The sequence below is a fragment of the Microcoleus sp. M2_D5 genome (assembly GCF_036701935.1).
GTDB lineage: Bacteria > Cyanobacteriota > Cyanobacteriia > Cyanobacteriales > Microcoleaceae > Microcoleus.
This window is the reverse complement of the sequence record NZ_JAUBRP010000006.1, coordinates 128,756-154,735: the sequence shown is the minus strand read 5'-3', so window position 1 is coordinate 154,735 and position 25,980 is coordinate 128,756. Positions and strand designations below refer to the sequence as shown.

Annotated in this window: 31 protein-coding genes; 16 read left to right on the top strand and 15 right to left on the bottom strand. The window is 45.2% G+C overall.

Features of this window, described 5'->3' with window-relative positions:
- The first annotated feature begins 314 nt into the window (after positions 1 to 314).
- From QUA50_RS04805 to QUA50_RS04785, 5 genes are all read left to right on the top strand, one after another.
- Entirely contained in the window at positions 315 to 1,619 is a 1,305-nt protein-coding gene (locus QUA50_RS04805; protein WP_333260286.1) for a TldD/PmbA family protein, read from the top strand.
- Between the two features lie 149 nt (positions 1,620 to 1,768).
- Entirely contained in the window at positions 1,769 to 2,593 is an 825-nt protein-coding gene (locus QUA50_RS04800) for a DUF3153 domain-containing protein (protein WP_333260289.1), read from the top strand.
- Positions 2,594 to 2,794: 201 nt separating this feature from the next.
- Positions 2,795 to 3,184 carry a lipopolysaccharide assembly protein LapA domain-containing protein gene (locus QUA50_RS04795; protein ID WP_333260292.1) on the top strand — a complete coding sequence of 130 codons (390 nt, stop codon included), beginning with the start codon at positions 2,795 to 2,797 and terminating at the stop codon, positions 3,182 to 3,184.
- Between the two features lie 87 nt (positions 3,185 to 3,271).
- On the top strand, positions 3,272 to 4,087 hold the full coding sequence (locus tag QUA50_RS04790; RefSeq protein ID WP_333260294.1) for a segregation/condensation protein A: 816 nt from the start codon (positions 3,272 to 3,274) through the stop codon (positions 4,085 to 4,087).
- A gap of 317 nt (positions 4,088 to 4,404) precedes the next feature.
- Complete coding sequence (locus QUA50_RS04785) at positions 4,405 to 5,568, top strand: NDP-sugar synthase (RefSeq protein ID WP_333260298.1); 1,164 nt, start codon at positions 4,405 to 4,407, stop codon at positions 5,566 to 5,568.
- A 253-nt stretch (positions 5,569 to 5,821) separates the two neighbouring features.
- Here QUA50_RS04785 and speA read toward each other — a convergent pair whose 3' ends face one another.
- The 3 genes from speA to QUA50_RS04770 all read right to left on the bottom strand — a co-directional run bounded on the left by speA (position 5,822) and on the right by QUA50_RS04770 (position 10,020).
- Complete coding sequence (speA, locus tag QUA50_RS04780) at positions 5,822 to 7,831, bottom strand: biosynthetic arginine decarboxylase (RefSeq protein WP_333260301.1); 2,010 nt, start codon at positions 7,829 to 7,831, stop codon at positions 5,822 to 5,824.
- Between the two features lie 312 nt (positions 7,832 to 8,143).
- Complete coding sequence (locus tag QUA50_RS04775) at positions 8,144 to 9,295, bottom strand: helix-turn-helix domain-containing protein (RefSeq protein WP_333260304.1); 1,152 nt, start codon at positions 9,293 to 9,295, stop codon at positions 8,144 to 8,146.
- 134 nt (positions 9,296 to 9,429) lie between these two features.
- The gene (locus QUA50_RS04770) at positions 9,430 to 10,020 is read right to left on the bottom strand and encodes a DUF3611 family protein (RefSeq protein WP_333053430.1); all 591 of its coding nucleotides are present in this window, start codon (positions 10,018 to 10,020) and stop codon (positions 9,430 to 9,432) included.
- A 167-nt stretch (positions 10,021 to 10,187) separates the two neighbouring features.
- On the opposite strand from QUA50_RS04770, the gene QUA50_RS04765 reads away from it, so the two are divergent.
- The 4 genes from QUA50_RS04765 to QUA50_RS04750 all read left to right on the top strand — a co-directional run bounded on the left by QUA50_RS04765 (position 10,188) and on the right by QUA50_RS04750 (position 12,084).
- The gene (locus tag QUA50_RS04765) at positions 10,188 to 10,358 is read left to right on the top strand and encodes a hypothetical protein (RefSeq protein WP_172186391.1); all 171 of its coding nucleotides are present in this window, start codon (positions 10,188 to 10,190) and stop codon (positions 10,356 to 10,358) included.
- Between the two features lie 763 nt (positions 10,359 to 11,121).
- A complete protein-coding gene (locus QUA50_RS04760) occupies positions 11,122 to 11,415 on the top strand; it encodes a hypothetical protein (protein ID WP_333260307.1) in 294 nt (97 codons plus the stop codon).
- A gap of 103 nt (positions 11,416 to 11,518) precedes the next feature.
- Positions 11,519 to 11,947, top strand: coding sequence for a heavy metal-responsive transcriptional regulator (locus QUA50_RS04755; protein ID WP_333260310.1), 429 nt, complete (start codon positions 11,519 to 11,521; stop codon positions 11,945 to 11,947).
- Positions 11,923 to 12,084: a hypothetical protein gene (locus QUA50_RS04750; RefSeq protein ID WP_333380119.1), complete on the top strand. Its 162-nt coding sequence runs from the start codon at positions 11,923 to 11,925 to the stop codon at positions 12,082 to 12,084. Before QUA50_RS04755 ends, QUA50_RS04750 begins: the two co-directional genes overlap by 25 nt.
- Before the next feature lie 308 nt (positions 12,085 to 12,392).
- On the opposite strand, the gene QUA50_RS04745 is transcribed toward QUA50_RS04750, so the two are convergent.
- The 4 genes from QUA50_RS04745 to QUA50_RS04730 all read right to left on the bottom strand — a co-directional run bounded on the left by QUA50_RS04745 (position 12,393) and on the right by QUA50_RS04730 (position 15,142).
- Positions 12,393 to 13,316, bottom strand: coding sequence for a fused MFS/spermidine synthase (locus QUA50_RS04745; RefSeq protein ID WP_333260313.1), 924 nt, complete (start codon positions 13,314 to 13,316; stop codon positions 12,393 to 12,395).
- A gap of 1,101 nt (positions 13,317 to 14,417) precedes the next feature.
- Positions 14,418 to 14,606, bottom strand: a complete 189-nt coding sequence (locus tag QUA50_RS04740; protein ID WP_333260315.1) for a hypothetical protein — start codon at positions 14,604 to 14,606, stop codon at positions 14,418 to 14,420.
- A 12-nt stretch (positions 14,607 to 14,618) separates the two neighbouring features.
- Complete coding sequence (locus QUA50_RS04735; protein WP_333260318.1) at positions 14,619 to 14,807, bottom strand: PIN domain-containing protein; 189 nt, start codon at positions 14,805 to 14,807, stop codon at positions 14,619 to 14,621.
- Complete coding sequence (locus QUA50_RS04730) at positions 14,804 to 15,142, bottom strand: hypothetical protein (protein ID WP_333260321.1); 339 nt, start codon at positions 15,140 to 15,142, stop codon at positions 14,804 to 14,806. Before QUA50_RS04730 ends, QUA50_RS04735 begins: the two co-directional genes overlap by 4 nt.
- A 484-nt stretch (positions 15,143 to 15,626) precedes the next feature.
- Here QUA50_RS04730 and QUA50_RS04725 point away from each other — a divergent pair, with 484 nt between their 5' ends.
- The 3 genes from QUA50_RS04725 to QUA50_RS04715 all read left to right on the top strand — a co-directional run bounded on the left by QUA50_RS04725 (position 15,627) and on the right by QUA50_RS04715 (position 16,513).
- Positions 15,627 to 15,800 (top strand): type II toxin-antitoxin system VapB family antitoxin, encoded by a 174-nt coding sequence (locus tag QUA50_RS04725; RefSeq protein ID WP_333260325.1) that lies wholly within the window; start codon positions 15,627 to 15,629, stop codon positions 15,798 to 15,800.
- 78 nt (positions 15,801 to 15,878) lie between these two features.
- A complete protein-coding gene (locus QUA50_RS04720; RefSeq protein WP_096828231.1) occupies positions 15,879 to 16,172 on the top strand; it encodes a DUF433 domain-containing protein in 294 nt (97 codons plus the stop codon).
- Positions 16,169 to 16,513 (top strand): DUF5615 family PIN-like protein, encoded by a 345-nt coding sequence (locus QUA50_RS04715; protein WP_333260331.1) that lies wholly within the window; start codon positions 16,169 to 16,171, stop codon positions 16,511 to 16,513. The genes QUA50_RS04720 and QUA50_RS04715 overlap by 4 nt, the downstream gene beginning before the upstream one ends.
- A 97-nt stretch (positions 16,514 to 16,610) precedes the next feature.
- Here QUA50_RS04715 and QUA50_RS04710 read toward each other — a convergent pair whose 3' ends face one another.
- Genes QUA50_RS04710 through QUA50_RS04700 form a run of 3 tightly spaced genes read right to left on the bottom strand, consistent with a single transcriptional unit; the run spans position 16,611 to position 17,389 of the window.
- On the bottom strand, positions 16,611 to 16,979 hold the full coding sequence (locus QUA50_RS04710) for a DUF5615 family PIN-like protein (RefSeq protein WP_333260333.1): 369 nt from the start codon (positions 16,977 to 16,979) through the stop codon (positions 16,611 to 16,613).
- Positions 16,979 to 17,203, bottom strand: coding sequence for a DUF433 domain-containing protein (locus QUA50_RS04705; RefSeq protein ID WP_333260335.1), 225 nt, complete (start codon positions 17,201 to 17,203; stop codon positions 16,979 to 16,981). Before QUA50_RS04705 ends, QUA50_RS04710 begins: the two co-directional genes overlap by 1 nt.
- Positions 17,204 to 17,263: 60 nt before the next feature.
- Entirely contained in the window at positions 17,264 to 17,389 is a 126-nt protein-coding gene (locus tag QUA50_RS04700) for a hypothetical protein (RefSeq protein WP_333260338.1), read from the bottom strand.
- Positions 17,390 to 17,391: 2 nt separating this feature from the next.
- Here QUA50_RS04700 and QUA50_RS04695 point away from each other — a divergent pair, with 2 nt between their 5' ends.
- Both QUA50_RS04695 and QUA50_RS04690 read left to right on the top strand, forming a co-directional pair.
- A complete protein-coding gene (locus QUA50_RS04695) occupies positions 17,392 to 17,877 on the top strand; it encodes a DNA-binding response regulator (RefSeq protein WP_333260341.1) in 486 nt (161 codons plus the stop codon).
- 217 nt (positions 17,878 to 18,094) lie between these two features.
- Entirely contained in the window at positions 18,095 to 19,840 is a 1,746-nt protein-coding gene (locus QUA50_RS04690; protein ID WP_445243137.1) for a cellulose-binding protein, read from the top strand.
- Positions 19,841 to 19,857: 17 nt separating this feature from the next.
- Here the strand turns inward: QUA50_RS04690 and QUA50_RS04685 are convergent, their stop codons facing one another.
- From QUA50_RS04685 to msrA, 4 genes are all read right to left on the bottom strand, one after another.
- Positions 19,858 to 20,439 (bottom strand): DUF948 domain-containing protein, encoded by a 582-nt coding sequence (locus QUA50_RS04685; RefSeq protein WP_333260346.1) that lies wholly within the window; start codon positions 20,437 to 20,439, stop codon positions 19,858 to 19,860.
- A gap of 37 nt (positions 20,440 to 20,476) precedes the next feature.
- Entirely contained in the window at positions 20,477 to 20,818 is a 342-nt protein-coding gene (locus tag QUA50_RS04680) for a YtxH domain-containing protein (protein ID WP_333260349.1), read from the bottom strand.
- 121 nt (positions 20,819 to 20,939) lie between these two features.
- Complete coding sequence (locus tag QUA50_RS04675) at positions 20,940 to 21,263, bottom strand: hypothetical protein (RefSeq protein WP_333260352.1); 324 nt, start codon at positions 21,261 to 21,263, stop codon at positions 20,940 to 20,942.
- Positions 21,264 to 21,392: 129 nt separating this feature from the next.
- Positions 21,393 to 22,046, bottom strand: coding sequence for a peptide-methionine (S)-S-oxide reductase MsrA (gene msrA / locus QUA50_RS04670; RefSeq protein WP_333260623.1), 654 nt, complete (start codon positions 22,044 to 22,046; stop codon positions 21,393 to 21,395).
- Between the two features lie 318 nt (positions 22,047 to 22,364).
- Between msrA and QUA50_RS04665 the strand changes: the two genes are divergently transcribed.
- On the top strand, positions 22,365 to 22,502 hold the full coding sequence (locus QUA50_RS04665; protein ID WP_333053409.1) for a hypothetical protein: 138 nt from the start codon (positions 22,365 to 22,367) through the stop codon (positions 22,500 to 22,502).
- Positions 22,503 to 23,416: 914 nt separating this feature from the next.
- Entirely contained in the window at positions 23,417 to 24,433 is a 1,017-nt protein-coding gene (locus QUA50_RS04660) for a hypothetical protein (protein ID WP_333260355.1), read from the top strand.
- 202 nt (positions 24,434 to 24,635) lie between these two features.
- Here QUA50_RS04660 and serS read toward each other — a convergent pair whose 3' ends face one another.
- Positions 24,636 to 25,916, bottom strand: coding sequence for a serine--tRNA ligase (gene serS, locus QUA50_RS04655; protein ID WP_333260358.1), 1,281 nt, complete (start codon positions 25,914 to 25,916; stop codon positions 24,636 to 24,638).
- Between the last annotated feature and the right edge of the window lie 64 nt (positions 25,917 to 25,980).

Here is a 25,980-nt window from a genome sequence, read left to right as displayed (position 1 = left end):
AGAAACCGGGTTTTTATGGAAATACTTCGCTGTAGCCGGCAGATTCACGAAAAAACCCGGTTTCTAAGTTTAATTATTTACAGCAATCTTTGGAGATTTTACAGCATTTGCGATCGCCCGACGCGGAGACAGTGAGAGAAATTATTGCTATGGTTCAGCAGATGGCTGGGGATTGATGGATGCACTTCGACTAAAGAAACCGGGTTTTTCGCAGCTTTTCGGTGGTGTATCGATATTCTGGGAAAAAACCCGGTTTCTGGCCACACCCTAAATCGCTAAAATAAAGAAAAGACCAAACCAAAAAGGCGATTCTTGTGAGCGATTCAACCATAGAACAGATATTAAAATTGGCATCTCAACGCGCGGATGCCGCTGAAGTATACTACCTGTCGAGTCAAGACACCCCCATCGAATTTGAAAACAATCGCCTCAAATCCCTGCAAACCAAAGCACTGCAAGGCGTAGCACTCCGGCTGATTTACAATGGCAAAATCGGTTTTGCTAGTTCCACAGACTTAACGCGGATAGACGATTTAGTAGATGCAGCGATTCAAACAGCCGAAATCGGCGACCCCGCAGAATTTGAACTCGCCTCCGACTTCCACCTAAAAGGCCCGGAAACCACCTACACTCCGCCCACAACTCAAGAATTAGTCGAAAACGGCAAAAACCTGATCGAGCAAGTTCACGCCTACAATCCCGATATTATGGTAGATGTCGGCTTCCACGTCCGCAGCGGCAGAGTGAAAATTGCCACGACGCGAGACGTTTATGCTGAAAGAAGCAGCCAAATAGTCAGCGGCACTATTGCTGGCAATTTGGTAAAGGGAGAAGACTTTATGCAAGCATACAGTTACGACGTAGCGCGCGATCGTCCCCTGGACACCGACAGCATCCTCCAATCACTCCTCGAAAAATACCGCCTCGCCGAACATCCAGCCACCATCACCAGCGGTTCCTACCCAGTATTATTTACCCCCAGAGCCGCCGCTAGCACCCTCGGCAGCCTCTTTGATACCATCCTTTCAGGTCAAACAGTAGTTCAAAAAGCCTCTCCCCTAGCCGACAAAATCGGCGAAACCTTATTTGACGAACGCTTTACCTTTTTTGAAGACCCCACTTTAGGCCCTTCTGCTTGTCCCTTTGACGACGAAGGTACGCCCACCGCCCGCAAAGTCTTGATAGACAAAGGTACTGTCACCGGATTTTATTGGGATCGCAGGTGGGCGGCTCGCGCTGGTGTACGATCGACTGGCAACGGTTTTCGTGGCGGATTGTCTCGCCCCGGCCCTGATTTGACTAACTTTTGCATTTCCCCAGGAAATACCGCCACTCAAGACTTGATTGCTAGCATGGACGAAGGTCTAATAGTAGAGCAGGTTTTAGGTGCCGGTCAGTCCAATCAGTTAGCTGGCGAATTTTCGGTCAATTTGGACTTAGGCTATAAAGTAGAAAAAGGCAAAATTGTGGGTCGCGTCAAGAATACAATGGTGGCAGGCAGCATTTTTGAAGCCTTTAAAAATTTGGCAGATTTGAGCAGCGAAGCCGAATGGGTAGGCGGTGCAGCCTATTTGCCGAGTATGCTCTTTCAACATTTGGGTGTAGCTTCGAGGCAATAATAATCCTGGACGCATAAGTACCAAAGAAACCGGGTTTTTTACCAGTGTTAAAGGCTCAAATTCAGTATTTTTGTAAAAAACCCGGTTTCTGCCTCCACGACTAAATAAGTTAACCAGCTAAATAGGTAAAAATAGGAAAAAAAGGTAATATGAAACAGGAAATTGTCAAGGATGAAATTGGGAAAAGAAGAAAGCACTTCTTGTTTCTTTTACCTTTGGTTTTTTGCCTTTTAACTCTAGTGACTGGATGCGTTCAGTACGATGTCGGGGTCAACTTTGAGAGTCAAACTCGCGGCGAAATCGTGCAGCACATTAAACTGGGGGAAAGGTTAACGAGCTTCAGCAGCGAAACTGTTGCAGAATGGTTGAAAAGCGTAGAACGCCGGGTGAGGTTGCTGGACGGAAAAACTAAACGGGTTTCCCCCACAGAAGTTCTAGTGAGGATTCCTTTCAATAATGGAGCCGAGTTGCAAGACAAGTTCAACCAATTTTACAATCCGATCGCACCAACCGCAAAATCTCGGGTTGCAAGTCCGCTAGAAACCGATTTGCCGAAGTTTGAATCTCACCTTAGTGTCAAGCAGAATAATTTGTTATTGGTGCTGCGAAATCGGTTGAGTTTGGAATTGGATTTGCGCTCTCTTTCACTGCTTTCTTCTAATGGCAGTCTGCTGCTGAGTCCGGGGGGACTTTTGGAGCTAGACTTTAGCTTGAACACGCCTTGGGGTGCCGAAAGTATTGAAACTGTCGCCGGTGCGCTGGTTCCCGAAAGCTATCAGCAGGGAAAGCAGTTAGTTTGGAAGCTCAAACCCGGAGAAGTTAACTATTTGGAGGCGATGTTCTGGATTCCCAGTCCCGTAGGAATTGGGGCGCTGATTATTGCCTTATTTGTAGCCGCGGGCCTTGCTTTGAAATATCGAATATTGCCAGCACTCTTAAGCGGCAAGAAAGCACAAAACATCGGTCAAACCTAAACAGGATATCTCGTGCAGGGGCGGGTTAACCAATATCTTCACTCAACTCTCAAAACTCCAATAAACCCGCCCCTCCCCGGATATTATGGTTAATTGACCCGATTTTATCTTATCAAAAAAAAGTGATAATATCTGTCAAAAAACAGTTGACAAATGGTAAATAATTTGCTTAACCTGAAGTGAGAATTAGGAACAGAGAAAATGCGATCGCTAAATTTCTTCTTCATCTTTCTGATTTGCTTGGCTCTAGTATTATTCAGCATTGAAAATACACAGCCAGTCGCGATTCAAGTTATCCAAGGCGTCCAAGTTAAAGCTCCGCTGTGCGTAGAACTAATTGTAGCGACTGGATTAGGGGCAACACTAGCGTGGCTGTTCAGTCTGTGGTCGAGAATGCAGCGAACCCTCGCGTTGCGCCAGCAAGTCCGCCAAGTTCGCGAAAAAGAGCAGCGGATTCAGGAATTAGAACAAAATCTTGAACGCTATAAAGCCGAAGTAGAAGCCAAACAACCTTTGTTAGAAAGTGCAGAACCGATAGGTTTAGAAATAGCTGCCATAGAGGGCACAACTGCTGAAATAACCGCCAATTAACTTGATATGCTCTCTCGTTTTCCCAGAGGCAAAATCTAAAATCTAAAATCTAGAATCTAAAATCTAAAATCTAAAATCTAAAATAGAATGGCCGTTTCCCGAGACCAAGATGGCTTAGAAACGATTTCCGAGGGGATCGCAATTTTAATTGACTTAGCCGAACGGGGAGAAATCGATCCTTGGGACGTTAAGGTAATTGAAGTGTTCGATCGATGTCTGAGCAAGCTTACGAACGCCTGCGATGCAGATCAGAGTAAGGATTTCTCCGATTTGTCCCACTCCGGCCAAGCGTTTTTGTACGCTTCAATGCTGGTGTTGCTCAAAGCAGAAAGTATCGTTCTCTCAGAACCCCCCGCGAATCCCGACGCCGACGAGCCGGCAGTAGAAGACGCAGAACACTCAGGCGGGCGACACTTGCCGCAGCATTTAGAACGGCAATTGCGCCGTCGCGGTGTAGCTCAACTACCGCAAAAACGCCCGGTGACTCTCCCAGAACTGATTGAGCAGTTGCAGCTAATGAAAGCAGCAATGGAGCAGCAGACAGTTACCCCCCGGCGCCGCCCTACCTCAAAAATGCGATCGCAAGCAGCCCAAGCTATCTTTGAGCTAGCTCACCAAGAAAATCTCGTAGAAACTGCTAGTGAACTCGAACGGTTTCTGGCTCAGCGGGGCGCTGAAATTGACGAGGGTTGGCTGGACTTGGACAACTTGCTAGAGCTCTGGCATCATAAGGATTTGCACTCCTCTGTCAACCCAGAACACCCGGTATCGACTGGCGAAGTTCACTTGCCAAATCATGACCGCGTAGGTATTTTTTGGGCGTTGTTGCTGCTATCGGCTCAGTCTAAAGTAGAGTTGCTTCAAGAGGAGTTTTACCAAGACCTCAAAATCCGCGCGCTTTGAGCTTGCAGGGTATTAGGTTGTCGGGGGAAACTAATAACTATGCTACTGCGTCGGTTAAGATTCTAGGCAGAATCTCGCTATCTGGCATTCTGTTGCTGAGTCCCGAATGCGGAAAGCGGGAGTGTGAAATTATTGCTGGTTCCCGATACCTGGTTTCTTAAATCCAGGTAAATTCGGAATAAATGATTTATAGCCTGGTACGATGCCGCCTATAAACAGGTCAGGATTTTGCTGCGATCGATCGATTCGACGATCGCAACCGCTAGCATCTAATTGTTCAGTTGATATCAGTTAACAGAGGGTTGAGGAAGTTAATAATGAAAGCGATGATTCTGGCGGCCGGTAAAGGCACTCGCGTCCGTCCTATTACTCAGACAATACCCAAACCGATGATTCCCATCCTGCAAAAGCCAGTGATGGAGTTTTTGGTTGAATTGCTCCGCCAGCACGGATTTGACCAGATTATGGTTAATGTTTCCCACCTGGCAGACGTGATTGAAAACTACTTCCGCGACGGTCAAAAGTTTGGGGTACAAATTGCCTATTCTTTTGAAGGGCGAATTGAGGACGGAGAAATGATTGGAGAGGCTGTCGGTTCGGCTGGTGGCATGAAACGAATTCAGGACTTCTCGCCGTTTTTTGACGATACTTTTGTGGTGCTGTGCGGCGACGCTTTGATTGACTTGGACTTGACTGCTGCTGTGAAGTGGCACCGGGAAAAAGGGGCGATCGCTACTATTGTTATGAAATCGGTTCCCCGCGAGGAAGTTCCCAGTTATGGAGTGGTGGTAACAGACGAGTCTGGCAAAATTAAAGATTTCCAAGAAAAACCTTCTGTAGAGGAAGCTCTGAGTACCGACATTAACACTGGTATTTATATTTTTGAACCGGAAATATTCAAATACATCCCTTCGGGCCAGGAATACGATATCGGTTCGCAGTTATTTCCCAAGCTAGTAGCAGAAGGCGCGCCTTTTTACGGGATTAGCATGGACTTTGAGTGGGTGGATATCGGCAAAGTTCCTGACTATTGGCGGGCAATTCAGAGCGTGCTGCTGGGACAAGTTAAAAATGTTTCGATTCCGGGAATTGAAGTGCGCCCCGGCATTTACGCTGGTTTGAATGTAGCTGTTAACTGGGATAAAGTTGATATTACTGGGCCTGTTTACATAGGGGGGATGACGATTGTTGAGGATGGAGCAAAAATTGTCGGGCCGACAATGATCGGCCCAAATTGCTGGCTTTGCAGTGGTGCCACTGTGGAAAACAGCGTGATTTTTGAGTATTCCCGTTTGGGCCCGGAGGTGCGGTTGGTTGACAAACTGGTGTTCGGGCGCTATTGCGTTGATAAAACCGGGGCTGCGATCGATTTGCAAGCGGCGGCTCTCGATTGGCTGATTACTGACGCTCGCCAAGTTTTACCCACTCAACACGGAGAAGAGCGGCGGGCGATATCTGAAATTCTCGGTCATGGTGCATAATTGCTAATTGCTAATTGGCAATTGCTAATTACTCAAGGTAAGGTGCGCTAGGCGCACCCTACTTTTACATTTACGATCTCAGCTTTCAATTCGGGTAATCTGCTTAGGTTGCACCTCACATCTTCCACTATTCTCAAGAACAGGCTTTCCGGCCTGTTCCACAAAAAGTAGATTTTCTCGCTTCACAGGCCGAAAAGCCTGTTCATAAAAGGCTTATTGACAGTGGTGCAACATCTCAGTTGCACCCTACATTTTAAGACTGAAGATAAGTATATTGGCTGAGACTCCGCTCGTAATTTTGCAGCAAAAGTTGGGCTTCGGAAAGAGTAATCTTATTTTGCTGCAAAGCTGCTTCTGTCTGACGGCGGATGCTTTCAACCAAATTTTCTGAATCGTACTGTACGTAGCTGAGAACTTCTTTCATAGTGTCTCCTTTCACAACGTGTTCGATATGATAGCCAGAAGGTGTTAGCTGAATGTGAACTGCATTAGCATCGCCGAATAAGTTGTGAAGGTTGCCCATAATTTCTTGATAAGCACCTCCCAAAAATAGCGCCAAATAGTAAGGTTCTCCAGGTTTGAGAGTATGCAGTTCCAAAACCGATTTCACATCTCGCAAATCGATGAATTGGTCGATTTTGCCGTCGCTGTCGCAGGTAAGATCGGCTAAAATACCGCGTTGAGTTGGTTCTTCGTCGAGTCGGTTAATTGGCATAATTGGGAACAATTGGTTAATTGCCCAACTGTCCGGTACTGACTGGAAAACAGATAAGTTGATGTAATAAATGGACGCCATCACCTTTTCTAAGTCTTCCAAATCATCAGATACATATTCTTTTTTCCGCGCGATCGCCTGTATTTTATCGCAGCAAGCCCAGTACAACTGTTCGGTTTTTGCCCGTTCCGCAATTCCCAAATAGCCTAAGTTAAATAAACTGACTGCTTCTTCTTTGAATTGGATAGCATCGTGATAAACTTCTTGGTAATTTTCGGGACTGATAGATTGGTAAATTTCGTAGAGATTGCGCGGAATTTGGTGCGCGTTTTCATCTACTGGTTCTGGTACTTCTCTGGGGACATCGCTAGTACCGAGTACGTCAAACACTAACACTGATTGGTGAGAAGCGATCGCCCGCCCGCTTTCGCTAATGATAATTGGAACCGGGATTTTGCGCTCGTCGCAGGCATCTTTCACTCCCGCTACTACGTCGTTAGCGTAGTTTTGCATATTGTAGTTTTTGGAAGCGTGGAAGTTTGTTTTAGACCCGTCGTAGTCAACGCCGAGTCCACCGCCTACGTCCAAGTAGTTCATATTAGCTCCCAATTTAGCTAATTCTACATAAATGTGGCTGGCTTCTCGAATGGCATCTTTGATGACACTAATTGAGGAAATTTGAGAGCCGATGTGGAAGTGCAGTAACTGCAAACAATCAAGCATTCCAGCTTTTTCTAGTTCGCCGACTGCACGGATAATTTCAGGAATTGTCAAGCCAAATTTTGCCCGATCGCCCGTGGAACCTCCCCAGCGGCCAACGCCTGTGGTAGTTAGTTTTGCTCGCACTCCCAAAATCGGTTGAATTCCTAATGCTTTGCTCGCGGCGATTGCGAGTTCTACTTCCTCTATTTGCTCTAACACAATTACGGAAGTTTGCCCTAGCCGCTGCGCCAAAATAGCAGTTTCGATGTATTCGCGGTCTTTGTAACCGTTGCAAATTAATAAAGCGCCTGGGTTTTTTAAGGTCGCCAAAGCTATCATTAATTCCGGTTTCGATCCGGCTTCCAGTCCGAAGTGATGGGGTTGACCGAAACGCACCAAATCTTCAATTAATTGTCGGTGCTGGTTGCATTTTACTGGAAAGACACCGCGATAGACATTTTTGTAATTGTAGCGAGCGATCGCTCTGGCAAAACACGAATTTAAGCGCTCGATCCTGTCTTCCAAAATATCAGAAAATCGAATCAGCAGCGGCAAAGCCAAATTTCGCTGTTTCAGGGATTCTACCAGTTCGCACAAATCGAGGGAACCGCCGCGATCGCCCTTGGGAGAGACTGTAACGTGACCGGCTGCATTGATCGAAAAATACGGTTCGCCCCAACCTTGAATTCGGTAGAGTTTCTCACTATCTTCTATTGTCCAAGATGCTTGTGGCAGTTGAGCCGCCGTTACCAAAGCACTGTCTGGTGCCGCCAAACTCGTGACTGTTGGCGAGTGAGTCGATAGCGGATCGAGATCGGAGAAAGCAGCGGTGGCTGGGGAACTCATCTTATTGGCAACCTCTTTTAGGAGTGGTCAAATAGATAGTTTATCGCACATATCGGGTTTCCTGATGCAGTTGAAAAATCACTTTGGGTACACGGGCGGGCGATTTTAGATTTTAGATTTTAGATTTTAGATTTTAGAATAGACTCTACAGATGGATGAAAAGCGGGGATTGAACTAAAATCTCAACCGTAATTGCTCTTCTTGACTTATTTCTTCAAGCAAGTATCCGCATGCAGGTGAACTCGGAAACCCGGTTTCCGAGTTCACCTGCGCCAAGAGAGTTGTCGGACGAGAGCGCTCGCCCGACACACACTAACCAAAAATCACCTCCGGCGGCGCCATGTCAGCCCCCACAATCATTCCGCCGTGACTCTGAGACTTCTTCAAGCCCGGTTGAGGTGCTTTTTCTGAAGTCTTCTGAGCGGGTGCAACTGAGGCTGGCGGTGTCACCTGCGTTGGAGGTACTGCCTGTGCTCCTGGCACCACGGGTTGCTGCGACAGCCAACCCAAACCCCCTACAGCCCCAGCCATCAAAGCGGTGTAGCCGATGTACAAATGCACCGGACGCATTTGAAAGCCTTCGCCTGAGTCGGAATCGGAAACAGACACATACATACTGGGAATTGGAGTCGGAGCGGGTTTGGGCAAAGCATTCGCCATAGCGCTACCGTCTAGTCCCAAGGCGTCGCCAAGTCTGCGGATAAAACCTCTAACGTAAATATCTTGGGGCAGTTTGTCGATTTCCCCATTTTCGATCGATTCGATGTGGTGCAGCGGCACGAGAGTTTGACTGTGGAGTTGCAGCAGGGATAGGGAGCGAATTTGCCGTCCCTTACGCAATTCTTTACCCAACTCCCGCAGGCACTCTTCTCGCTGTTGAACGGCTAAAGCTGCTGCTTCTTCCTTGGTGAGTTTTTTCGGCTTTTTGGGAAAACCGAACCCTGGGAAGGATTTTCCGGGGACGGCGACAGTTGCCGGTGAACCTGACTCGACTTTAATTTCGTCTTGGGGCGCTTGTTTGCTGTCTTCAGTGTTATAGTCTCGATCGGAATTTTCTTCTGTGTCGGACTCGGTTTGGGGGGGCGCTTCCGCAGTAGCGCTGCGCCAATAGAAGACAGGAGCAGTTACTGGTGGCTCCAATTCTTGAATTTCTGTCACCGTCTCAATAGCGGGACTTACAGCAGTAACGCTCTCTTGAGCTACTTGCGCTTCAATTTTGTTCTGTTTGGGAAATCGATCGAATGCGAGCTTGACGGCTTCTCTGCTAACTGCTCTAATTAAAATTTCGGCAGCCGACGCTGCTTCGCCCAACATTGTTTGCAGGCTAGCTAGAGCGTGGCTGTAGGTGTCGCTACAGAGGAGCTCAGCTTCTATTTGACCTAGGACAGAACGAAAACTTTCTTGAGAAATTTCAATAGTTGGGTGATCTGTCACCCCAAAATAAGCTTCGGGTTTCAGTGCCATGATGTTCGTGTTGTCGTGGTAGAAGGTATCTGAGTACGTTCTTCGACAGGTTGGCAGTGATTCCGGATGTCGGTTGGGAGAGAGTGGGAGTGTGAGGGAGAGTGGGAGAGGCGCAATTCCCACTTACCAATTGTCTATTGCTTGTGGATGCGATCGAGCAACCAAAGAGCCCCGAAAATCCCGACAAAATGGGCAACAGTGGCGTGAGTATTGGCGAGTACCACAAATATATCTAGGGGCTGAATAAATCTGCCCACATCGACTGCGGCACCGAACAAGGCTTGCGGCTGAGCTAGAGATTTGGCTAAAAGCGTGCCGCTGATGGCTTCTGCGCCGATCAGCGTCAGGATCATTCCTGACAAGTTGCTCATCAGTGCCAGCCGCACCTCTTTGATGGTGTCTGCTTTTTTGGGGCGGGCTGCGTTACCGGGCGATCGCAGTTGTCTCGACAAACGGGTGAAGCGGAAAGAGCGATATACGCTGTAAGCGAGTACGGCTAGCCCGCAAATGGCAAAAAATACGCCCCCGCCGGTGCCGGCACTGGTTGAACGCCCAGCGACGGTAGTGCTGGGGAGGGCGAAGGGGATGGCAAAGAGCAAAATGATCCCCGCTACCACCGCTAGCACTAACTGTACCCAGAAGCAAACCCAGCCTGTTGTACGAAGGGCAAAGGCTACTCGCTGTACGGCGACAGGAAGCTTATCGTTATCTAACTGATTAGTCATATTTTGAGCGGGTATAATTAATTGGCATTAGTTGGCAGCAGTTTTTTCTCTTCGGGGACGGTTGACGGCGGTTAACCCTCTTTATAATAGAAGTAGCAATGTTTAAGATTTGTAACTAACATTGGATTTCACATTTGAATAGCGTCGATCGCCAGGTACCCAAAGCAATGACACAACTACAACCCACCGTCACTCCCAAACTGGAACAGCCAAAGTTTGGCTTCAACAGCTACGCGGAACGCCTTAACGGTCGAGCCGCGATGATCGGTTTTTCTCTAACTTTAATTATCGAGTATGTCACAGGCCAGGGCTTGCTGTCCTGGTTGGGTCTCAACTAATTTTAGCAATGGCGCGGTCAGCCTCACACTTTGTCTTGACTCGAACGGCAGCGGGTGTCACTTCTGCTGACCGCGACAAATTCGGGAATTGATTAAAATATTAATTACAAACAAGCCCAGCGACTTTTCTGCCGAGAGAGTTCTGTTCCCGAATGCAATAGCTGGCTTTTGGAGGTATATATGGGGTGGAATTTTGATTTGACAAGCTTGGCAATTTTGCCTCGCTCCCGTACAATTCCCCACAGGCGAGAAGATTAATTTAGGTGAAGCTAGTCTTTGAGCTAGAAATCCCGATCGTTCCGCCAACTCTAAGTTTTAGAGATGGATCTAATCGCTTAATGCTTTATTAAACTTGCCCTCAAGCGAATTATGGCGACCATATTGACAGGCGCTCCGTTTTATGTAAGATTCTCAGGATAATGCCGAAAACCAAGGCAAAAATTTTCTGGTTTGTAAACCACGGTCGATTTAAGACTGACCAGCCTATAACAAGGTCGAACGGGATACCACGATTCGTTAAATGGGTTGAAAATAATGGTTCAACAATGGCTAAAAGCTTCAAAAAGAATAGTTGTACTGACTAAAAAAATAGGGTGGGCTACACCCGAATTTACGCCTGTGGACAAGTAGGAGCCGACTCCCTTGGCAGAAGCAGGAATCAGACCCTCTAGAAAATACTTCTAGTTGAATGGTGAAACTGAGATAAGTTTAGCCAAGTTTTGTATAGCAGATTGTAAATAAATATAGAACAGAGTAAAACCAAATGAATGCTTCGTGGACGCGACTTTTGAGGTCAGCTTACCGTAAAGAGCCAATTACCAGCTTTGTTGTGACAGTGGGCGTTGTCGATGCAGCCATCGGCAGCATGGGTGCGAGCGGCTCTTTATTGGCTTTTGGGCTTGGCACCGCTGGGGTGGCGATGGCTCTCCGCTGGTGGCAAATTTACCGCTCTGGAGCCGAACAACCCGCACCTGCTCCCGAATACTATCTTCCTCCTCAGTCTTCTAGACCTCAGTTGCCCGTGCTTAATGTGTCTAAAAAAAATCCTCCTTATTAAGATTACCGGGCAATGGTGACTGGGCGATGTGCCGATCGACTCCCTGGATCTGAGGCACTAAAAGAGAGGGCAAGAAAGTCTTTCGATCTTAGATGCTGAGTTTATGAATATTTCTGTTGCCGAGAAACTGTACAAAATTGGCTCTGTAGCTGCCTGTAGTGGTTTGTCGGTGAAAACTGTTCGCTACTATGAGGAGATGGGCTTGCTGTCTCCTGCTGTGGAGCGATCGCCCGCGGGTTATCGCTTGTTTGGCGAAACGGTATTCAACAGGTTGGCGTTTATTAAACGCTCTCAGGCTCTGGGTTTGAGCCTTCATGAGATTAAGGATATTTTACAAGTTCGCGATCGGGGAGAGTTGCCTTGTTCTGAAGCGAAGCAGCATCTAACGGCTAAAGTAGAGGAAATTTCCGTGCAAATTGCAGCCTTAGAAACTTTGAAGAGGGAGTTGCAAGGCATTCTCAAGTGCTGGCAAGAGCAACCCTCGCAGGCGAGCATTACTAGCACGATTTGTCCGAACATTCAGCGGGATTGAGCAGCGGAAAGATACAAAAAAAGGGAAGGAATTATGGGTTTCCTTCCCTTGATGGTTTTGTTGGTGGTTTTGTGGGTGATTTTGTCGATCGTGTTGAGCTTTTAACTGTTTTCGCAGAGTTTGCTGTTGCTTTTTGAGTTGCCGAGCCCTGGCTGAGCCGCCTTTACCTTTGGAGTTTCTACCCTCGCTGCGGGGAGACTCCCAACTTTTTAGTCTCATGGTTTTACTTGTTTGCACTACTTCTATAATACACCGCCAGATTTTCACTGTCAAGTATTTTTGAGAGGGATGTTTCCTAGTATCAACTGTTGAGTGATTGGGATTTGCTAAAGGCATAGCGATGGTGCGCCCCTAAACACTCTACAGCCCGATCGTGCCCCCATAAACACCCTACAATTAGAGTTTTTTGTGGGATTCCCTTAACAGCCCTAATTGTGTATATTTATCAGTCCAAATATCCGGCGGGTATTTCAGCATCTGTAAAAATTGGCAGCGTTTCCCAAATTTTCACCCATTCCGGCAATTGGGCTACTTTTTTTAGCTGGAGCGACATTTCTATTAAGGAAAATCCTAAATTGTGGAAATCTTGAATAAGTTCTGCTTTCAAGAAAATTTCATTTTTAGCTAAATCGGGAGCATTAGTCGCAATGACAACGCTGTTGCCGGTTTCTAAATTGGATATATAAACTTGTGCGAACACAGTTTGAATTGTTTTCACCGCTGCCGCATTAAACTCTTGTTTGTGGAACAGGTGGACAACTAGAACACCTGCGCTTGACAAGCGAGTTTTGCACAGTTGGTAAAATTCTTGTGTCACCAATTTATAGGGCATATAGCCGCTGCCAAAACCAGCATCCACGATAATTATATCGTTTTTTACTGTGGAATCTTGTTGGGCTAGATATTCGCGCCCGTCTTGAATGGCTACTTTGAGTCTGTCGTCGAATTGAATGGCAAAAAATTTTTGAGCTACTTCGACTATTTTTTGGTCAATATCTGTACATTCGACTATCGCGTTAGGGAAATAGTGGTGGAAAATTCTGGGGAGGGTGCCGCCACCAAATCCAATTACATAGATTCTTTTTGGGTGAGTTTTCCAGACTAATGCTAGCAGCACGGATCGGGAATAGGGAAAGATTAAATTTAGTGGATTGTTGAGGTCTAGGATTGATTGAGCTACATTTGTGATTAAGGTTTCTCTGTCTGCTAACAGCAGTAAGAGGACTGAGTTTATTTTTTTTACGGCGATGCAGTTGGCGCCGGAGTTTTGTTGAAATAGGAAGCCGTCTGGCTGTTGCTGAAGCCAATTGATTTGTTGGTTAATAGCTGCTAAATTGCTAGTTTGTCGGTCGCCTTTATAATCAGTCATACGATTTTAGATTTTAGATTTTAGATTTTAGATTCAGGGTAAACTAATCTTAACTTTAACCCAAAATATGCTACAGTTATATCCGACTAATTTTTTATGTACTTTATTGTAGTTCAGGATTGTGATGGAGGGCAAGAGGTTTTAGTAAAGCTGTAACTTGGCAACAAAAACAAACACATAAATTCATTGCCAAAAGTGTATATTTTAAATACCATTTTTTTTTAGTTTTTCCACATTGAACGACCTAAGAATAGAAAAAAGTAAAGAAGATTTGCTCAAAGATATTAGATCGATCGCGATTCTAGGTATCCAGACGCGGTGCCGACGGATGGGTGGCAAGATAAGCCTATGGGAACGCCAAATATGAATGGTTCAAAAGCTTTCTAGAATTACCGAATATACCATCTCATGACAGGTTTAGTCTCCTTATTTGCCCGAATTGAACCGCAGCAGTTTCAAGAATGTTTTTTGAGTTGGGTAAATGCGATCGTCTGGGAATTAGAACTAAACGCGATTGCCCTTCATTGATGGCAAAACAATGAAACTATCTTATGACAGAAATGAGCAGCAAAAAGCGCTATATATATTCACTGCATGGTCTTCAACTCATCAATTAGTTTTAAGGGAAAAAAGTGGATAAAAAATTTAATGAGCTAGATGAGTAGGAATCCGTCGAAGGGCGGCTGAGTGTGTCGGAGTTAGTTTGAATAATTCATGTAGGGGCGATTCCCTACGGGATAGCTCCGCTTCATGCACTTTTTGACAATTGGGGATGTAAGGGCGATTCCCTACGGGATAGCTCCGCTTCACGCCCTTTGGGGAAAAGAACAATTGCGTTACACCCAAAACATTATCCGACAAGACTGATGCACTCCGACTAAAGAAACCGGGTTTTTTACCGAATTTGCAGGCTACAACGAAGTATTTTGATAAAAAACCCGGTTTCTGGGCCTCATGGGTAAGTCCTATTAAATAGACGACAAGGGATGTCGGCCACAATCAAAGCTTCGAGAGGGCGATCGGGCTTTGACGAGTCTTCGTAGATGCCGACTTGCCTGACTAACGCAACCGAAAGATTCGTCTTAAGGCATTTTTTACCTGTCACTGAAGAGTCTGTACATCAGGATATGCCAGAATTTTTGCATCAGCAGTTAGTAAGGGACACCCACAAATCCTCGCAGTTGCCACAATGATTCGATCTGCTGGATCGCGGTGAAAACCTGTGAGTTTAGTTGACTCGACAATGATGGGAATGGTGAGTTCGAGTAGCTGCACTCCGGGATAAGCCAAAGCTTGTTTTAACTACTCATCAACTGTAACGGACAACGTAAGTCTTCCCATTTCTACTAATTTAGCAACCTCCCAACAAGAAATGATGCTGATTCCTAAACCTTGAGATTGATATTGTTGTATCCAGTCCCGATGTTTCTGAGTCAGTCGTGTGTTATCGTCAACCCACCAAACCCATATATGAGTATCTAGTACAATCATTGTAACACTTCCCAATCTTCCAAGAAAACCGCAGGTTCAAACGGCTCATCATAGCCAATGACAGTGCCTCGCAAAGGATATAGAAAAGTATTTTTCATGGTTTCATTTACCAAATTTAGATAGCTAATCAATTCTCGATATCCATCCAATTCTGTTTGTTCTTCGAGAGTGAGATTTGATGCTTGTTGTTGAGCTGTTAAAGTTTGAATTCGTTCCTGGGTTTGAATAGAAGCGCTAAATATTAAGAGTCCGTTGACCAACTCAATGCGGACAGAACCTTCGCTGGGCAAGCTGTTGGGTAAGTTAGGCAGCTTGATGGGCAAATTAGCAATCATGGCATTAATTGACTGTATTTGATGTTGATTTTTTAATTATACCGATCGCTCTGTTGAAGTTGACAGTGGTTGCCATGCTGAAATTATAGGGCGATCGCACTTTTGGAAAAAAGGGCGATTCCCTACGGGATAGCTACGCACGCGCGTACTTTGGGAAAAAGAACAATTGCGCTAGACTCAAGACATTATCAGACTGCTTTGAGATATTGCGTTACAGACTTTAAATCGATGTCATCGTTGTCAGTCAGTATTTTAAATAAATGACGCGGGATGCCGACTGCAATCAAAACTTTCAAATCGCGATCGAGATTTGAGAAGTCCTCATAAAGACTTGCCTGACTTACGCAAGCTAAACAGGCTTTTCATTCTCCCGCGAACTTAATGCAAAAAGCGATCGCCCATTGATAGAGTTTCAGTGCTACACTAAAATTACAGCATTGTTCGGTGGCAATTGCGTGATACCCTACTTGCACGAGGAAAATATATGGTAACTACGCTCGAAATTGACAAAACTATCCTTCAAGAAGCCCTTGATTTGAGTAACCATCCAACACCTACTACATTAATCGAAGCGGCTTTACGCGAGTACATCCAACGTCGCAAACAACTAAAAGTAATGGAATTGTTTGGTACTATTAACTACGATAATGAAAAGTAGGTGATGTTAAAGTGTCATCAACAAAACCGAGTTTTAGGGTAAGTTATAATCAAGATCGATGTGTCCGGTTAATCTATCATGACTACACAATCTGCTTCACGTTATGTCGCACGTCACCCTGAAATCTTGCAAGGGGAACCAATTATCGCAGGAACGAGAACTTCCGTTCGTGCGATCGTGGAATTGTGGCGTTTGGGTATCACTCCTGAAGAAATCCCGATGCACTTACCTCATCTGAAATTAGCTCAAATTTTTGACGCACTGAGCTTTTATTTGGATAACCAAGAAGAAATAAATACTTATATTGAGCGGAATCGAATTCCTGAAGAATTGATTCATCCTGCTGTTAAAGCTGCCATGAAAAAACCGTGAAACTATTTGCAACTATTCATACAGATGAAGATGTTTCTAGGCTGGTAGCTACTTTGCTTCGGGCTAGGGGTTTTGATGTGACGACAACGAGCGAACAGGGAATGTTGAGTCAATTTGATACCCAACAATTGGCTTATGCTGCATCTGTTGATAGATGTTTGCTCACTCATAATCGCGTGGATTTTGAGCGATTACACCTAGAATATATGACAGAAGGACGGGAACATTCTGGGATAATTGTGACTCCTCAAAAGAACGCCTATGAAATTGTCCAACGGGTTGCTATTCTGTTGAATACGTTAACGGCTGATGAAATCGCCAATCAGCTTTTATATGTGTAAATTGAGCGTCTATTGAAAGATTAGCGATCGCACTTTGGGAAAAAAGGGCGATCGTACTTTTGGTTATTTTGGGGAAAAGGGATCTCGCTATCAATTTTTACTCTCGAATGCGAATTCTGTAAACTTCTACCAGTAGTAATTTACCTCGATAATGCTCCTCACTATCGTGCAATGATAAGTATTCTGTCAGCCTTGCCATCAACTGAGGAATAATTTCAGGGTGATTTCTCAGTTGAATAGAAATGATTCCTTGATATGAACTTGGCGGATAAGTCACAATATCTGCGAAGTCTCCATTGATAGAAACAAGTATGGCATTTAATTCCTGAGCTTTGGCAATGACAATAATATCTGGAGATTCAATTGCAATGTAATCTCCCAATACAAAAACTTCATGCTCGGTATCACGAAGGATTTGAATAATAGACTTAGGAACGCATTGATCGATGAACAATCTTAAACTCATTAGGCAACTGTTTCAAAATCCGACAAATCGCGAGCATAATCAAGACAAGCAGCTATCTGTTCTTTGGTGATATCTGGAAACTCGTCGATGATTTGTTCTACAGTGTTATTTGATGCTAAATATCCTAAAATCAGGCTAACGGGAATTCTAGTCCCTTTGATTCTTGGTTTACCTCGAAGTACGTCGGGGGTACTAACGATATGTTCTCTCCAGTTTACAGGCATAACTTGTCCTTTCTGAATCTGATAAGTTATATTATCTAATCTGACAAGTTATATTTTAACTTAAGGAATGGCGATCGCCCTTTGGGATTCGGGATGGGAAAGGCGATCGCCCTTTTGGTTATTTGGGGGAAAAGGGCGATCGCACTTTCGGACAATAAGGGCGATCGCACTTTGACGAGTCCTCATAGATGCCGACACTGAAAGTAGTATCACACTGTGGGAAAAAGACCCTCGCCCTAGCTTTTGCAGAAGCTAAACGGCAAATCTCACCCCGATCGCGCCGGGGACTAACAGAAACAGAAAAACTTTACCTCCGAGGATTGCTTTCCGGTTGCAGCCCCGCCGAAATCGCCCGCCAACTGTTTCAGAGTTCCAAAAGTGCAGAGGTTTATTTATGTAAAACTTTATACCAATATGTTAAAAAACTCGCAGATGTACCTAACGAACCTGTAGGAAATTGGCGCAATATTTGCGATCGGCTACAAAAAGCCGGATATAAAACTCAGTCTTCTCCTGAATTTAAAATACATAATTCTGTACCTACAGAAGCATTAGTAAAAATAGTTAATATAGGTTTTCAAGAAAGTACAGTATCAATTGATATTAACATTCGACTAGAATTCCCCTCAACTGCGGAAACTCCGAAAAAAGAAGATTTGGATAAAGACGGTTAGATGGGCGATCGCACTTGGGGACAGAAAGGGATCTCGCCCCTCCACAGAGAGGCCAAAATGTTAATAATCTTATAGCTGATAGTTTGAGAAGGAACTTTTTGATAAAATATCACAATTAAAACTGCTTCACCCGCTACGATTTTACCTAAAAAAAATCAAATTAGTCAAATTTATGTCTCGATTAAGTATCAGATCGAACAAAAAAGCTCTGGGCTTTGTGCTGGGTTTATTAATTTTTGTCATTTTTATTCCCGGATGTTGGGCTTTAACAACTAATATTGCTCCTCCTACACCAGTACGGCAAGTAAATAACACAGTAGCGGTGCGTGCAGATGTACAAAATACATCAAATTCTCGCTCTTCTTTAGGAGTTGGGCTTAACGGTATTGCTGACTACTCCACACAATTACCCTTTTTAGATGTTTTCAAATCTTCTAGAAAATGGATAACTCAATGCGTCAGCGGACAACCAAACTGTAAAGGTGAATGGGATACAGAGGAGTATAATCTTTTAAATCTTGATGAAAATGGGTGGGTGAAGTCTCTCCCATCACTCGAAGATGCTCCTAAATATACTAGGGTAAGTACGCTATTACTTAGGGAAATCCCCAATCGCTATCCTTCAGGGCAATATATTGTTAGTTATGAGGGTGAGGGTGCGATCGAATATACCTACGATGCAAAAAAAGATGAGGCTGCGTCGAAACCAGGGAGGGATATCATTAATGTCGATGCCACACAAGGCGGAGGCATAATGATGACAATTACTGCTACCGATCCCAATAAAACAGGGAACTATATCCGCAATATTAAAGTTGTTCGTGCCCAAGATGAACAGCTTTATCAAAGCGGTGAAATATTTAATCCGCTGTTTATAGACAAGATTAAAAAATTTAGAGTTTTGCGTTTTATGGACTGGATGGGGACAAATGGTTCGGAACAAAAAGACTGGTCAAACCGACCTAAACCAGAGAGCGCATCCTATGCTTACAGAGGAAATGTTCCCATAGAAGTTATGGTGAAGTTAGCTAACAAAGTCCAAGAAGAACCCTGGTTTAATATGCCGCATCAGGCTACTGATGAATATATGACTAACTTTGCTAACAGGGTAAAAGATAGTGTAGATCCAAAGCTGAAAGTTTATGTAGAGTATTCTAATGAGGTTTGGAATTGGTCATTTCCACAATCGCATTATGCTTTGGAACAAGGTAAAGCGAAGTGGGGAGATAAAGGCGATGCTTTTATGCAATGGTACGGAATGCGTACTGCTCAAATGTGCGATATCTGGAAAGGTGTTTTTGAGGATCAAAAGAATCGAGTTGTCTGCGTGTTAGGAACTCAAAGAGGCTGGAGAGATTTAGAAACTTATGCTTTAGAGTGTTCCTATTGGGTAGCTGAGGGCAATAAACCTTGTTATCAACACGGTATTGATGCCGTAGCCATAGCTGGATATTTTAGCGGCAACTTGGGCGGGAAAGAAAGTGTCAGCACAGTAGAGTCTTGGTTGAATGACGCAGATGGCGGGTTTGGCAAAGCTTTTAAGCAATTAAGAGAGGGCGGGTTACTGCCGGGGTTCAAAGATAGTTTGCCCGATGTTGATAATGACTTTAAGTATTTTTTAGATGTGGCTCAAAAAAAAGGTCTCAAGTTATTTGTTTACGAGGGCGGTCAACATATTGTAGGTACTGAAGGAGTGGAGAATAACGAAAAACTGACTGAGTTTTTTATGGAATTAAATAGGCGTCCTGAAATGTATGATATCTACACTCAATTACTGAATAGTTGGAAACAAGCTGGAGGCAGTCTTTTCATGCACTTTGTGGACGTGGGTGGATTTAGTAAGTGGGGAAGTTGGGGCGCTTTGGAATATGTGGAACAAAAGGGTTCGCCTAAGTATGATGCTTTGATGGATTTTATTGATAAAAATCCTTGCTGGTGGGATGGGTGTGCTGTGGAGGGATGATCGGGAATTGGGTGCAATCAAGAATCGTTCGATCGCACTTCCTCAAACTCTTCAGCATCCCCCGGCAAACCCGAACCATCGCTACTCCTCAACCTGGGCGATTCCCCATTACTAGCACCGGCACCGTAAACCCCAGAATGCCTGCCCTCCAAACCCGAATCCCTCAGCGACAGCGCACTTCTTTGACTCGGCGACAATCTATCTGTCGATCGGCGACTTGTCCCAGAAATCGGCGGCTTGCGAGTTAAAGTTTTCCAAGCAGCCTTAATCCCTGTCACCACGCTGCGAGTTGTTACCTGCACGTTTTGCGCCTGCTTTTTAGCACTACCAATACTTCGATCGACCTGTTTGACAACCTCCCCCGCACTTTGCACCCCCTCGCTGACATCATCCGTCAACTCGCTAATTTCCAGCCCCGTCAACCGAATCGCCTCCAAAGTAGGCGGAAATTCGCGAGAAAGCGTGTCAGCGAGCTTTTCCACGCTGCGGGCCGCCCGCGCCAGCGCTTGCACTGCAGGTATTAAAGTCACTAAAACAGCAGTCAGGCTAACTGCCACTAGCAAAATCGAAAGTCCTAGCCAAAATATAGGATCGCTCACTTGAATCTGGGATTGGGGGTTGAGAATTTCATGCCATTTAGCGGATGGGAGGGCGCGAGGAGGGACTCACTTCAGCTTCAGTTTCCGCCAGGGTTTGGCGTTCCCGCTGAGTCGCTTCCAAACCGGCCGCGATCGCCTCTTTGAGTCTAATCAAAGTTTCGTCCCAATTTCGGATGGCAGTTTCAGAAAGTCGATCGGCCTGCAACTGCACGCTAGTCGATAAATCCTCCGCCAACGCAGGCATTGCATCGGCTGATTTTTTCAATATCTGCCGCGTCTCCTTGCCCGGTCGCGGTGCCATCAACAAGCCAGTCACGGCCCCGATCGCAGAACCCACAAGCAAACCGCCAATAAATAATCCTGAACGTTTAGTTGACATTTTTATAACTTCTCTCCATACACCAATTTTAGGGGCGTTTGCCCGATCGCAGCCCTTTACAAAGGTAGAAATATTGTTGAAAACCCTAGGGAGTCAGCACGGGCGGCAATTTTAGGATAGCTTACCTCAAACGTCGATCGCGCCTGGGCCAAAGCATCCGTCCCAAACCCAGCAATCCCAAAAGTTGCTGAACCTGTTGCAGTTGCAATTCTAGTTGTTGATAACGCCGTCGCAGTTGGCGAGTACCTTGCTGCCTTTTACCAAGGAAATCCGGCGACATACTCAGGACATTGCTGCTACAGCCTTCGATTCCTGCGATCCGAAGTTCCAAACGTGCGATCGTCCGCCTGATTTTCCCCACCTTCGCAGCGATATAAAAACAGACCAGAGATATCATTAAATTGATAATTACCACACCCGCCAGCATTATTTTACCTGCTTTCAACTAATCCCTTTTACCATCTCAATAACCTTTCAGTCGTCTGAAGACGACTTAAGCTTTGAGGCAGGGGTTTAAACCCCTGCCCGACTGCCGGACTATTGCAACAGCCCCAAAATAACCCTTGTAAAAGTTTTAAGCCTGAGACATAGCAGGCAAACAAACCTTAGTACCGCCCAAACCGCAATAACCGTTCGGGTTTTTAGCAAGATACTGCTGGTGATAGCTTTCTGCGTAATAAAACTCAGGAGCATCAATAATTTCAGTAGTAATCTTGCCGTAACCGGCCGCCGTCAAAGCCTGCTGGTAAGCATCGCGCGAAGATTCAGCTAGCTGCTTTTGGCTGGCTGAATACGTGTAAATGCCCGATCGGTACTGAGTACCAGAATCATTGCCCTGACGCATTCCTTGAGTAGGATTGTGACTTTCCCAAAAAACTTTAAGCAGCGTTTCGTAACTAATTACTTTCGGATCGAACACAACCAGAACTACTTCATTGTGTCCCGTCATCCCGCTGCAAACTTCATTGTAAGTAGGATTCGGAGTAATCCCAGCCGCGTAGCCAACAGCCGTCGAAAAAACTCCATTTTGCTGCCAAAATTTGCGTTCCGCTCCCCAAAAACAGCCCAGGCCAAACAATGCAGTCTCCATGCCGTTTGGAAAGGGAGGTTTGAGCGGATTGCCGTTAACAAAGTGACTTGCCGGTACCGACATCGACTCTGCCCGTCCCGGTAATGCCTCTTGGGGAGAGGGCAGGCTCGACTTTTTGCCAAATCCAAATAGCACCATAAGTTTGTAAGGGGGATCTTTGATAAACATCTTTACCTTACTTAATAATATCAGATGTATACTGAAAATAGTGGTCTGCTTAAAGGTAGAAGGTAAAAACCACAAGGCAGATTTTTTTTACGGAAGGTTTTTGGTGATACTGCTCACTGCCCACGCAGTTTTAAATCACATTATGCCGTGTTCTATGTCACCAAAACACATCTAAAATATCACCTATTGTTGAGGTAAAAATCACGCGGATTTTAGACAAAATAGCCGATTATTAAAGGTATGGTGTTGTAGTAGTTATTCAATGCCATTTATAGGGAGTGTGTAGAGATGGGCGCTAAACCTTGCAGTCAACCTTTAAAATCTAATCCCTTTATTACTTACCGCGACCCAATTACAGGCAAGTGGATTGTGGTAAATCAGACTTTGCCCCAAGCAGCAGAACAAGCACAGCTAGCAGCAGCTTGAGTTTTTCCTCTTAATTTTATACCTGAAAAATTAACTAGAATTTCCTAGTGCCTAGGGGCGGCTTTTACCAACCATCTATGTCGGAAACGAATAATCTGACAAACCCGCCCTCCCAAGACGAACAATCCAAATGTACATTTTTTCGATTCGTTCACAGACAGCGTTGATGTAGATTATTCATTGTGTGGGGGCGGGTTTATCTAGATTGTTGGCAGTCATTAAATAGTCGTAAGGTGCTTAGGTTGCACCCTACATAAGCTGTGTTGCATCTAGATTGCCTATGGTATTAGAGAGGGAGAGGGTTCGATGGGGATCGGGGGAGAGGACTTGACGATTTTTGATCGGGAATCGAAATATACAATTTAAATGCACAACAGCTTATAGCCATCCTAAATCATTTGTGAATTTCTTACTCCCTCAGAGCGATTTCGGGGAGGGTTGGGGTGGGGTAAAAAATTTAGGACTCCTGCAAAGATTGCTATAAGTAGCACCATACTTTTAAACATTCCTCATCTCTTTTTGCAGTTCCAAATATCGATAGAAACTCCAAGAACCCTATTGCATGAACGACTTAATCTTGTTCTGCAACAAATCACACCTGAACTGTCGCAGTTCGCTATATTCTTACAATTTCATTCTTGAAGCTTTATTCTATGCAGCTTCATATTAAATTGGTATCAGCACTGTACATGACGTAAACCTCTAAAGTTGCTAATTTAGTCTGGTCATAAAATATCTAAAATTGATGGTGCTTTGTGATTTGTGAACTTGCAACGAGCAAGCAGCTATCTTGTAGAGTCGCCGGAAATCAGGCAAGTTGAGCAACAGCGACAACAAGTAACCTGAAGCGGGGTGAAGTTTTATGTAATTGAGCCAATATGTAACTAGAGTTCCTTCGCAGCTTCCCGACTGAAATGGATATTGCAAAACTAGATACTTGGTATTCTCCTTCTCAACGCCGCACGGCTGTTTCGCTATTGATGAAACGAGTAGGCGTAACTCGCACTAGGGCTGAATGCTTTATCAGGCTTTGGGTTTACTTATCGGTGAAACAGCTTCAGGAAAGCCAGCCCCGTCTCAAACCACCGCTGGCGAAACTGGAAGTACCCGCAACAGAAGTGCAGTGCACTCACCGGGAAGCCGCCGAACTATTTTACTGCGATTCCGATCGCGGGAGCGATCGCGCCGCCGGAATGATGTTAGATAAATTAGCAGCACTCGGATTAATCGCAAAACACTTTGATGGTAACGCTACGGCAATTAAAATTCAGCCAGTTTCAGAAATTTTAGAAACCGCCGAACCTCAAAAGCCTGTACAACTCCAATTAGATGATTTCAACCCTCGGTGCGACGCAATTATCGTTGCCAATTTATTAGCCACCAATTACAACTGGATGAACCGCAACACTAACACAGTTCCCCACAAAATTGCTAAAATCCTCCGGCTTCTTGCCCATCAATACTCAAATGGAATGCGAGTTTTGCGCCGCTCAGATAATCTAAATCCAGTCGGCTTTTACTTACTTTATCCCACAGCTAGCGAATCGGAAGTTAATTTTTTTAATGCTCCTAGTAAAGGGCTTCATTTAAGCTCAATTTCCGATATCGATCCTTTCAAAATGGCATTACCAGGAGATCAAAATTGCCAGTCAGTATTTGTCCGCAGTTGGATGATCGATCCGCAGTATTTGTCAGAATACCGCATTGCTTTTCTCGAAGACTCACAAAAAGTTTTAGGCGAAATGCAAACAGATTTTCCCAATATTTGCGACTTGTACACCCTAATGATCCACCCCATGTACGAAAAACAGTCCCTGGCTTTGGGATTTCAGAAGACTAGCAGCGATAGTCAGTTATCTGTTTATTGGATGTATCTAGCATTGGATAGATTTTTAGCGCTGGATATCAAAGAAGCGTTGCTCCAACTGTAATAGACATCTGGTAAATAGCCAGTCAAGGGCAGGCAGGAGGCGTATACCACAAGAGTTTTACTCGTTACTCGTTACCAGGCTCTGCCTGGTAACGCAGATCCAGAGGCTCTGCCTCCAATTTTCGCAAGCAAGCGAGGCAGAGCCTCTCGACATCGGTTCCCAGGCAGAGCCTGGGCAACCAGTTAATCGCCGAATCAACTGTCTATAAAACTTCCCGTCCCAAATAGGGTTGTAAAGCTTCCGGCACTTTTACAGTCCCGTCTGGCTGCTGGTAATTCTCCAAAATTGCCGCCATTGTCCGGCCCACAGCTAAACCGGAACCGTTCAGCGCGTGAACGAATTGAGTGCCTTTTTTACCCGCTTCTTTAAAGCGAATATTGGCCCGCCGCGCCTGAAAATCTGCGACGTTGGAACAACTGGAAATCTCGCGGTATTTGCCTGCAGATGGCAGCCACACCTCTAAATCGTAGGTTTTGGCGGCCGCGAAACCCAAGTCGCCGGTACACAGCGCGATCGCCCGATAAGGCAATTTCAACGCCTGCAAAACTCCTTCAGCATCCTGCACTAACTTTTCGTGCTCTGCCTCGGAGGTACTCGGATGCACGAGTTTTACCAATTCAACTTTATTAAATTGGTGCAATCGAATTAATCCCCGCGTATCTTTGCCGTAACTGCCAGCTTCGCGCCGAAAACAAGGAGTATAAGAACAGTGATAAATTGGCAACTGTTCTGCTGTTAATATTTCACCTCTGTACAAATTGACCACCGGAACTTCCGAAGTAGGAATCAGCCACAAATCATCTTGGTCGCACTTGAAACTTTCTTCAGCAAATTTGGGTAATTGACCAGTAGCAGTGAGGGATTCAGTATTAACTAAAAATGGGGGAATTACTTCTACATAACCGGCTTTTGTGTGGCGGTCGAGCATGAATTGAATAATCGCTCTTTCCAGGGCTGCACCCGCTCCCATTAAGCTGACAAAGCGGGGCTGAGCAATTTTTACTGCCCGTTCAAAGTTGATAATTCCTAATTTTTCGCCGATTTCCCAGTGCGGTAAAATACCTGAATTTTGGGGTATGTATTCCTCTCCCCAGCGCCGGATTTCCACGTTTTCCTCTTCATTTTTGCCGATCGGCGTTGAGGAACCGGGCAAGTTTGGCAGCGGTAGCAATAAAGCTTCTATTTGAGCTTTTAGGTCTTTTTCCTGTGCTTGCAGTTCGTTCGACTCGGTGCCGACTGCGTTCCCTTCTGCCTGCAGTTCCTGAATTTCGGGAGATTCGAGAGGTAAACCCGATTTTCTTTTTTGACCGATGAGTTTGGCAATTTCGTTGCTGCGGGCTTGCAGTTGCGATCGCTTGCCTTCCAACTCCCGCTGCTGTTTGTCTAATTCCAAAATCGGCTCGATTTCATAGTTACCTCCGCGCAGGTTGAGGCTTTCTTGCACGGCTTGCGGGTTTTCTCGGATTAATTTGAGGTCTAGCACAGATTTATTCTAAATCTTAAATTTTATCGGACTTGCGCTCAGAAACCCGGTTTCTGGGAAAATA

Bases quoted from the DNA above. Each gene is read 5' to 3' on its own strand.
- QUA50_RS04730 (WP_333260321.1), bottom strand. From the start codon at position 15,142: ATGATTGCTAATTTGCCCATCAAGCTGCCTAACTTACCCAACAGCTTG.
- QUA50_RS04765 (WP_172186391.1), top strand. From the start codon at position 10,188: ATGACACAACTACAACCCACCGTCACTCCCAAACTGGAACAGCCAAAG.
- QUA50_RS04795 (WP_333260292.1), top strand. From the start codon at position 2,795: ATGCGATCGCTAAATTTCTTCTTCATCTTTCTGATTTGCTTGGCTCTA.
- QUA50_RS04735 (WP_333260318.1), bottom strand. From the start codon at position 14,807: ATGATTGTACTAGATACTCATATATGGGTTTGGTGGGTTGACGATAAC.
- QUA50_RS04710 (WP_333260333.1), bottom strand. From the start codon at position 16,979: ATGAGTTTAAGATTGTTCATCGATCAATGCGTTCCTAAGTCTATTATT.
- speA (WP_333260301.1), bottom strand. From the start codon at position 7,831: ATGAGTTCCCCAGCCACCGCTGCTTTCTCCGATCTCGATCCGCTATCG.
- QUA50_RS04705 (WP_333260335.1), bottom strand. From the start codon at position 17,203: ATGCCTGTAAACTGGAGAGAACATATCGTTAGTACCCCCGACGTACTT.
- QUA50_RS04760 (WP_333260307.1), top strand. From the start codon at position 11,122: ATGAATGCTTCGTGGACGCGACTTTTGAGGTCAGCTTACCGTAAAGAG.
- QUA50_RS04720 (WP_096828231.1), top strand. From the start codon at position 15,879: ATGACTACACAATCTGCTTCACGTTATGTCGCACGTCACCCTGAAATC.
- QUA50_RS04800 (WP_333260289.1), top strand. From the start codon at position 1,769: ATGAAACAGGAAATTGTCAAGGATGAAATTGGGAAAAGAAGAAAGCAC.
- QUA50_RS04700 (WP_333260338.1), bottom strand. From the start codon at position 17,389: ATGAGGACTCGTCAAAGTGCGATCGCCCTTATTGTCCGAAAGTGCGAT.
- QUA50_RS04785 (WP_333260298.1), top strand. From the start codon at position 4,405: ATGAAAGCGATGATTCTGGCGGCCGGTAAAGGCACTCGCGTCCGTCCT.
- QUA50_RS04695 (WP_333260341.1), top strand. From the start codon at position 17,392: ATGCCGACACTGAAAGTAGTATCACACTGTGGGAAAAAGACCCTCGCC.
- QUA50_RS04790 (WP_333260294.1), top strand. From the start codon at position 3,272: ATGGCCGTTTCCCGAGACCAAGATGGCTTAGAAACGATTTCCGAGGGG.
- QUA50_RS04725 (WP_333260325.1), top strand. From the start codon at position 15,627: ATGGTAACTACGCTCGAAATTGACAAAACTATCCTTCAAGAAGCCCTT.
- QUA50_RS04660 (WP_333260355.1), top strand. From the start codon at position 23,417: ATGGATATTGCAAAACTAGATACTTGGTATTCTCCTTCTCAACGCCGC.
- QUA50_RS04665 (WP_333053409.1), top strand. From the start codon at position 22,365: ATGGGCGCTAAACCTTGCAGTCAACCTTTAAAATCTAATCCCTTTATT.
- QUA50_RS04775 (WP_333260304.1), bottom strand. From the start codon at position 9,295: ATGGCACTGAAACCCGAAGCTTATTTTGGGGTGACAGATCACCCAACT.
- QUA50_RS04755 (WP_333260310.1), top strand. From the start codon at position 11,519: ATGAATATTTCTGTTGCCGAGAAACTGTACAAAATTGGCTCTGTAGCT.
- msrA (WP_333260623.1), bottom strand. From the start codon at position 22,046: ATGGTGCTATTTGGATTTGGCAAAAAGTCGAGCCTGCCCTCTCCCCAA.
- QUA50_RS04770 (WP_333053430.1), bottom strand. From the start codon at position 10,020: ATGACTAATCAGTTAGATAACGATAAGCTTCCTGTCGCCGTACAGCGA.
- QUA50_RS04680 (WP_333260349.1), bottom strand. From the start codon at position 20,818: ATGTCAACTAAACGTTCAGGATTATTTATTGGCGGTTTGCTTGTGGGT.
- QUA50_RS04745 (WP_333260313.1), bottom strand. From the start codon at position 13,316: ATGACTGATTATAAAGGCGACCGACAAACTAGCAATTTAGCAGCTATT.